The organism is Flectobacillus sp., from assembly GCF_049240685.1.
Taxonomy (GTDB): Bacteria; Bacteroidota; Bacteroidia; order Cytophagales; family Spirosomataceae; genus Flectobacillus.
This window is the reverse complement of sequence record NZ_JBMLSD010000445.1, coordinates 1-7,117: the sequence shown is the minus strand read 5'-3', so window position 1 is coordinate 7,117 and position 7,117 is coordinate 1. Positions and strand designations below refer to the sequence as shown.

Here is a 7,117-nt window from a genome sequence, read left to right as displayed (position 1 = left end):
AGCCAGCACCAGCGGGGAAATTTAGCCAAGGAAAACCACCCGTGGCATTGCCCAATTTGTTATGCTTAATCACACCCAAATTTTTAATAAAATCATGATATACAAACTCAAATCAATTGGAATTGCAATTCTTATAATCTGCTCATTGCAAGCAAAAGGACAAAACGTGGTCTGGACAGATATTGATAATTTTTGGACTGCATACGACAAAATTATTCAAACCAAAGACTCGGTTACACAGTATAAGCTACTTGAAGATTTATACTTATCCAAAGCAACGGAAGGCTTGATTGCTATGAGGCAAGTAAGGAACTATACTGCAAAGGACTATTTAGATGCCATTAATAATTACCCGAATTTTTGGAACTCTATCCGAAGGAATACGCTAAGAGCTAGTGAATTTGCAAAAGATTTTAATTCGGGAATCGACCAATTGCGCTTACTTTATCCAGCACTAAAACCAGCTAAAATTTACTTTACCATCGGAGCAATGAGAAGTAATGGAACAACGTTAGACAACCTTGTTCTCATTGGTGCTGAAATGGCCATGACAGACAAAAATACTATATCTGATGAGCTTTCACCCGATTTTTTAAGAATTGGTAGACGAAAGTATTTTGATAGTAACCCAATTAATACGTTGGTTTTGCTTAATATTCACGAATATGTTCATACACAACAAAAACCTTGGGTTGATAACCTACTGTCTTATGTGATCAGAGAGGGGGTGGCCGAATTTGTTTCTGTAAAAGCTATGAATGTCCCATCTGCCGCTCCTGCAATCGAATTTGGGAAGAACAATCCCGTAAAAGTTAGGGCTAAGTTTGAGCAAGAAATGTTCTATATCAACAACCAAAGTAACTGGCTTTGGAGTGACGCTCCTAATGAATTTGGGGTTAGAGATTTGGGATATTATATCGGCTACCAAATGTGTGAAAATTTTTATAATCAAGCAGAAAACAAATCTCTAGCCATCAAAAAAATGATAGAATTGGATTATACTAACGAGACGGATGTAGAAGACTTTGTAGAAAAATCTAAATTTTTCTCAAAACCACTCAACGAACTTTACCAAGACTTTGAAAAGAAACGTCCTACTGTTGTTGGAATCAAGCAATTTCAAAACAAAAGCAAGAACGTTAATCCTAATATCAAAGAAATAACTGTTCAATTTTCAGAGCCATTAAATGGATACAACACTGGAGTTGATTTTGGAGAACTAGGCCAAAACGCTTTTCCAAAAAATGATGTAAAAAAGAGATTTTGGTCAAACGAGAATAAGTCTTGGACTATTACGGTAGACTTAGAGCCCAATAAAAAATATCAACTACTGATTACCAACAATTTCAGAACTCGAAATGGCATGCCCTTGAAACCCTACTTGATTGATTTTCAAACAAGTAAATAAAAATATATACACACAATACTCCCACCTGTTGCGTAAGTCATTTTCTCTAAAAATACATTTAGCTTATGTTCTCAAACCTCTTTTAAAGCGATTTAAAGGAGGTTTGTTTTTTTCTGAGTGTAGGAAGTGCTAAAAACCAAGCGCTTTAAATGAACAAACCATGCCAATTTATTAAGATTGACTAGGTGATACACTCAATATCAGAGATTTTTACAACCCTACATAACGATAGAATAAGCATTTTGGGACAGCGTCCATAGGCAAAATTAAAGCTGCCACCACATGATGGAAGTCCATGGTAATTGCTATATATTTGAGTTGCGTAACAGGCAAAAGGTATTGCCATTATGAAGGCAGGGGGAAACTGAGAGAACTTAAGCATGTGAAGTACTAATACAAAACAAGATTTTGAAACTACTTAAACTTTATTATTTGTTAGAGGAAAAAGATAGGAGGGAAGCCTAGTAGGGATTTTAAATTGTCGTTAATAATTTGAAAGTTTTGACTGATGACTCCATTCATAGGAAGAAGTTATTCACCCGTAACCTTATATTAAATGGCTAAAAAGGTAATGGTAAGCAAAATTATCCATTATCAATTAATTACTTACTTAACTTATAAAATGATAGAGATACTAATACAACATATTAATGATAAAATTGAAAACAAGCTTACCGAAAGTGATATTAACGTACTTTCAGAAGTTTTCCAACCTAAGAAATTGCGAAAACATCAGTACTTGATACAAAGCGGAGATGTTTGCAAAATTGCGGCTTTTGTTGTCAAAGGTGCACTAAAAAAATATACGATTGATAGTACAGGAAAAGAAAATATCCTGGAACTTTATATCGAAAATTGGTGGGCAGGTGACAAGGAAAGTTTTATGATAGGCACGCCAACTCCGTACTATATCGATGCCTACGAAGACACAGAATTATTGGTCTTAACTAAAGAAAATTTTGTAAATAAACTCAGTAAGCAATCTTTTATTTCCGAACTCAATAATATACTCACAGAACGACAATCTTTTCAGCTTATGAAAAGATTACATTCTTCTCAGACCCTCACTGCAGAACAAAAATTAGAACAATTACAAAATAGCTATCCAGAATTCTTTCAGAGATTTCCACAACATATTATTGCCTCTTATTTGGGTATGACAAAAGAAACGCTAAGTCGTATACGAAGCAATTCGTTAAGAAAATAGAATCCTTAATAATCCAAAAACGTTGACCTACATCAACGTTTTTTTTTGTCTTACCTCATCGTTTTGAGAGTGGAAATGATATCAACTTTGCATTGAAAATGTAAAAATTATATATCATGAAAAAATTAGTTTATCCAGCATTTATCGCTATTGTACTGGTAACATCAGCATTCAAAGTAATTAATAATTCTACTTCTTGGAAGGTTAATGAAGAGACCTACTCAGTGAAGTTTACTAGCAAAAAGTTTGATGGTGCGTTTAAAGGATTAAAAAGCGAGTTGCTTTTTGATGAAAATAATCTTGCTTCATCTAAATTAATGGCAACAATTGACGCCAGCACTATTAATACAGGCAATGGAATGCGTAATGGGCATGCCAAAAAGGGATTAGATACCAAGACCTTTCAAACTGTAAAGTTTGAATCAACTTCTATTACTAAGACAGCAAGCGGTTATGAGGCAAATGGTAATCTTACTATCAAAGATGTGACCAAACAAATCAAAATTCCTTTCACGTTTTCAAAAACTTCTGAAGGTGGTGTTTTTGCTGGTACTTTCTCAGTAAAACCATCAGAATATAATGTAACAAGAAGTGGTACGCCTGAGGTATTGGAGTTTCAACTTAACGTGCCTGTTACAAAGTGAACTGGAGGCAAGCTTTAATAATGGGGATAGCAGGAAGCCTGCTATCTTCATTGGCTAGTGTAATTTATATGAATATATATAATGAAGCATTGGTAGTAGATTTTAGCAAAGTAGCAGGAATCTCAAATATTATTGCCGCCAATACGATTGGTTGTTTACTTATGGCTTTAGGCTATATGTTCATCATAAATTGGAAAGGCGTAAAAACTATTGGTTGGCTAAATATTGTCTTTAGTGTGTTGAGTTTTGCTTCCATTGTAGGTGTAATGGGATTCAATCTGCCTTTAGATACCGAATCTCCAGAGTTATTCCCTGGTATGATTATTCCAATGCACTTTTTCCCGATTTTGTCAATACTGGTAATTTTTCCCTTCTTTAAATTAAATGGCAATGAAAGCAACAGATAAGCCTTCCAAAGTATGGGATATCTTCCTATGGATAGCTCAGGGTATTCTTGCATTAGTACTTGTGTGGGCTGCCTACACCAAGTTGTTTCAGTCATTACAAGAGGCGGCCAAAATGTTACCTTGGGCAAAAGATAACATCGTTCTTCTAAAAGTCACAGGTGTCATTGACTTATTGGGGGCATTGGGTATTATTTTGCCAGCAGCCACACGGATTCAGCCTAAGCTTACAGTTTTTGCGGCCTATGGTATTATTGCTCTCATGATTATAGCCTCCATATTTCATATTTCAAGAGATGAAGTATCCTTAATTAGTATGAATATTTTCTTCTTATTACTAGCGGTATTTGTAGTGTGGGGTAGAACCAAAAAAGCAATTGTTTTCCCTAAAAGCTAGCCCAAAAACCTATCATTTGTAAAAGTAAATTGCTGGGAATCTCCATTTTATGCAATTCGGGAAAATTAGATTTAGGTGGTGGGCAATAGGTAAATAGTTTTAATAGGTTTTTTAATAAATACAGACATGCTTGTGTCCAAAGCCCACCGCCGAAAGCCCAATATTTTAATTTTATTTTACACGATTACTTAACCAAAAAACGGATGCAGTCATTTATCCATGATAAAAATATTGATACATCCTTAAGCAAATTGAAATATAATCAACTATAAATGTAATGAAACTGAAACATTTTTATCGGCAGTCCAAGGCCAATCAAAACTATTTGATTGAGATGTTTGCTTTTCTTCCTTTTATAATTATGGTTTTCAGCGGTTTGATAATGATCAGGTTTCATACGAGCGAAGATAAAATTTTGTTTGTATGGGGTATTAGTAAAAGTCAATGGCTGTTTTTTCATAAAATCTGTTCGGGTGTAGCATCAAGCATGGTAGTTTGGCATTTAGCGCAACATTTTTATTGGATTCAACAATTTTTTACACTTAAACTAAAAAATAAGTTCAAATTTTTAAATGGAGCTCTTTTCATCGTATTCTTACTCACGGCAATTACCTCTACCCTCTCTTGGCTGGTTTTTAGCGAAAGCTTTATTGGGAACGCACTAAGAGGTTTACATAGTAAATTAGGTTTTGTAAGCATCATTCTTTTTTTCTTTCATATCAAAAATTATCTCCATTGGATAAAAAAAATGACTACTAAACTTATTAATCTGAAATAATTACGCCAATGGAACGAAAACAATTTATTAAAGAAATAGTCGGAACATCAATATTATTATCTATGGATGGTATATCAACACTAGCAAATGCTATTACATTGCAAAAAGCTGCCAATACGGTTAGTACAGATGAAATTGCCTCTTTTGGAGCTATTCATTTGAACAATACTTCAATAGAAAACGCAATTTCTTTTTGGACAAAAGTGATTGGAATGAAGTTGAGAAGCCAATCGGACACTATCGTAGAATTTGGAACCCTCAACAAAACTTTAGTGGTGGTTCACGAAACAGCTAAATCTTCCTTCAAAGAAGGCTTCAGTGGTTTATACCATTTTGCCATTCATCTACCCAACAAACAAGCCTTTGCCAAAGCCATTCATCGCTTACGACAAAACAAGTACTCATTTTCGCCAATTGACCATACCATGACACAATCGTTATATCTAACTGATTTCGATAATGTAATGGTTGAGTTGGCCATCGAAACCCCCGAACGTTTTAAACGAGTAATTAATGAAGGTGGTTTATTTATGGAAGACACCGACGGGACTGTTAGAGGTGCATCGGCACCTTTAGATACGGAAGAAGTTATGAAATATCTTGCCGATAAAGATTTGAGTGTAGTGATTGACGATGATACCAAAATTGGTCATATTCATTTTTATGCTCAAGATGTTGCTCTCAATAATGTGTTTTACCAAAAACTGGGGTTCTCTCAGTTTAACTTTTTCCCACAATACAAATACGCTGATTTAGGCGCAGGAGGAATTTATCAGCATCGTGTGGCCATGAATTCTTGGCATGGAAATAATAGACCATTGGCGCCATCTATCTATGCTGGTTTAAAACATTATCATATTATTTTTAAATCCAAAGAACAACTTCAACATGCTATTAGTGCAATTGGGAATGTTGAAGAAAAAAATGGAAACTATTGGACTTCCGACCCAACAGGAATTAAAATACAACTTACGCATGAGGCATAGCTTAAAGTTGATGAAATAATGAATCTGAAATTTATCATGCTAATGAGTGTACAATTATTTTTATTAAATATTTGTACAGCACAAAACAAACAAAATGTCGTGGAAACCGAAACATCACTACACTATATCATTCGTGAAAGCAAGGATACCGTTGAAAAATCACCTCTGTTGATTTTGTTGCACGGACATGGTAGCAATGAAAATGATTTGTTTTCTTTAGAAAAAAATATTCCAGATAATTGGACAGTAATATCCGTACGTGGACCATATAAGCTGGCTGAAAGTAGCTATCGATGGTACGATGTAAAATTGGTGAATGGAAAAATTACTATAAATATTCAAGAGGAGGAAAGTAGCAGAGCAAAACTAATACAGCTCATCTCTCAAATAACCAAACAGTATCATGTTGATAGCCAAATGATTATTGTCGCAGGATTTAGTCAAGATGCCAATATGGCTCAATCTTTAGGCTTGGGCGAACCAAATTTAGTTAAAGGCTTTGGCGTTTTTAGTGGTCGATTTATTGAAGAATTTACACCATATATTCGCAACGCTACAGCACTGCAAAACACTAGGGCTTTTATTGCTCATGGAAGTGGGGATACCATGTTGCCTAAAACTTATGCAAATGAAAATATCAGTAATTTTAGGTATCCTTATCACCTATAGTGAGGACACCAATGGACATTCTATCTCTAGAAAACAGTGGAACGAGTTTTCTAAATGGCTTTTAAATTTTAATTAAAATGAAGAAAAGGAATTTTGATAATTCAAACTGTTCGGACGAAGCAGGAAAATTGATGCCCATTGTTGACTTTAATAGTTGTGGAGGAAAGGAAGACTGCGCAGTAGTATGCCCCTATAATGTGTTTGAAATGCGTCCAATTTCAAAAGAAGACAAGACTAAGCTTAATTTAAAAGGACAGCTCAAAACTTTCTTCTTTAAACACAAAGCATACGTTATTAATCCAGAGCAATGCCATGCCTGTGGTCTTTGTGTTCAGGCTTGTCCCGAAAGAGCTATTAAATTGACAAGGTTCGTGAAGGAGGAAAAGTAAAAACTTCTATTTTGACTTAAGTTAGTACGCAAAATAAAATTTAATTTTTGAGCTTTGTGCATTTGGCAAAAAATATCTGTTACAACTAACAAACAAGTTAATACTCTTCGCCTGTTGCCTTCAACACAAAATGGACTATAAGCCATAAGAATAAGATAAAAGGTTTTTATAATTTCATATAACCCCTTTTTTCTTTAGCTTACTTCTTGATGCCCCCGCTAGTGCTGGCTTCCTA

General features: G+C 34.7%; 8 protein-coding genes. All 8 read left to right on the top strand.

Going from position 1 to position 7,117, the window contains the following annotated elements:
- Window positions 1–94 precede the first annotated feature (94 nt).
- The 8 genes from ACOVQ4_RS20580 to ACOVQ4_RS20545 all read left to right on the top strand — a co-directional run bounded on the left by ACOVQ4_RS20580 (window position 95) and on the right by ACOVQ4_RS20545 (window position 6,882).
- Window positions 95–1,408: a hypothetical protein gene (locus tag ACOVQ4_RS20580; protein WP_421822485.1), complete on the top strand. Its 1,314-nt coding sequence runs from the start codon at window positions 95–97 to the stop codon at window positions 1,406–1,408.
- A 556-nt stretch (window positions 1,409–1,964) separates the two neighbouring features.
- Window positions 1,965–2,615 carry a Crp/Fnr family transcriptional regulator gene (locus ACOVQ4_RS20575; protein WP_421822484.1) on the top strand — a complete coding sequence of 217 codons (651 nt, stop codon included), beginning with the start codon at window positions 1,965–1,967 and terminating at the stop codon, window positions 2,613–2,615.
- 116 nt (window positions 2,616–2,731) lie between these two features.
- Window positions 2,732–3,259 (top strand): YceI family protein, encoded by a 528-nt coding sequence (locus ACOVQ4_RS20570; protein WP_421822483.1) that lies wholly within the window; start codon window positions 2,732–2,734, stop codon window positions 3,257–3,259.
- A 68-nt stretch (window positions 3,260–3,327) separates the two neighbouring features.
- Window positions 3,328–3,666 carry a hypothetical protein gene (locus ACOVQ4_RS20565; RefSeq protein ID WP_421822482.1) on the top strand — a complete coding sequence of 113 codons (339 nt, stop codon included), beginning with the start codon at window positions 3,328–3,330 and terminating at the stop codon, window positions 3,664–3,666.
- A complete protein-coding gene (locus ACOVQ4_RS20560) occupies window positions 3,650–4,060 on the top strand; it encodes a DoxX family protein (protein WP_421822481.1) in 411 nt (136 codons plus the stop codon). Before ACOVQ4_RS20565 ends, ACOVQ4_RS20560 begins: the two co-directional genes overlap by 17 nt.
- Window positions 4,061–4,846: 786 nt before the next feature.
- On the top strand, window positions 4,847–5,824 hold the full coding sequence (locus tag ACOVQ4_RS20555) for a VOC family protein (protein WP_421822480.1): 978 nt from the start codon (window positions 4,847–4,849) through the stop codon (window positions 5,822–5,824).
- Between the two features lie 99 nt (window positions 5,825–5,923).
- On the top strand, window positions 5,924–6,493 hold the full coding sequence (locus ACOVQ4_RS20550) for an alpha/beta hydrolase (RefSeq protein ID WP_421822479.1): 570 nt from the start codon (window positions 5,924–5,926) through the stop codon (window positions 6,491–6,493).
- 77 nt (window positions 6,494–6,570) lie between these two features.
- Window positions 6,571–6,882: a 4Fe-4S dicluster domain-containing protein gene (locus ACOVQ4_RS20545; protein WP_421822478.1), complete on the top strand. Its 312-nt coding sequence runs from the start codon at window positions 6,571–6,573 to the stop codon at window positions 6,880–6,882.
- Window positions 6,883–7,117: the final 235 nt, after the last annotated feature.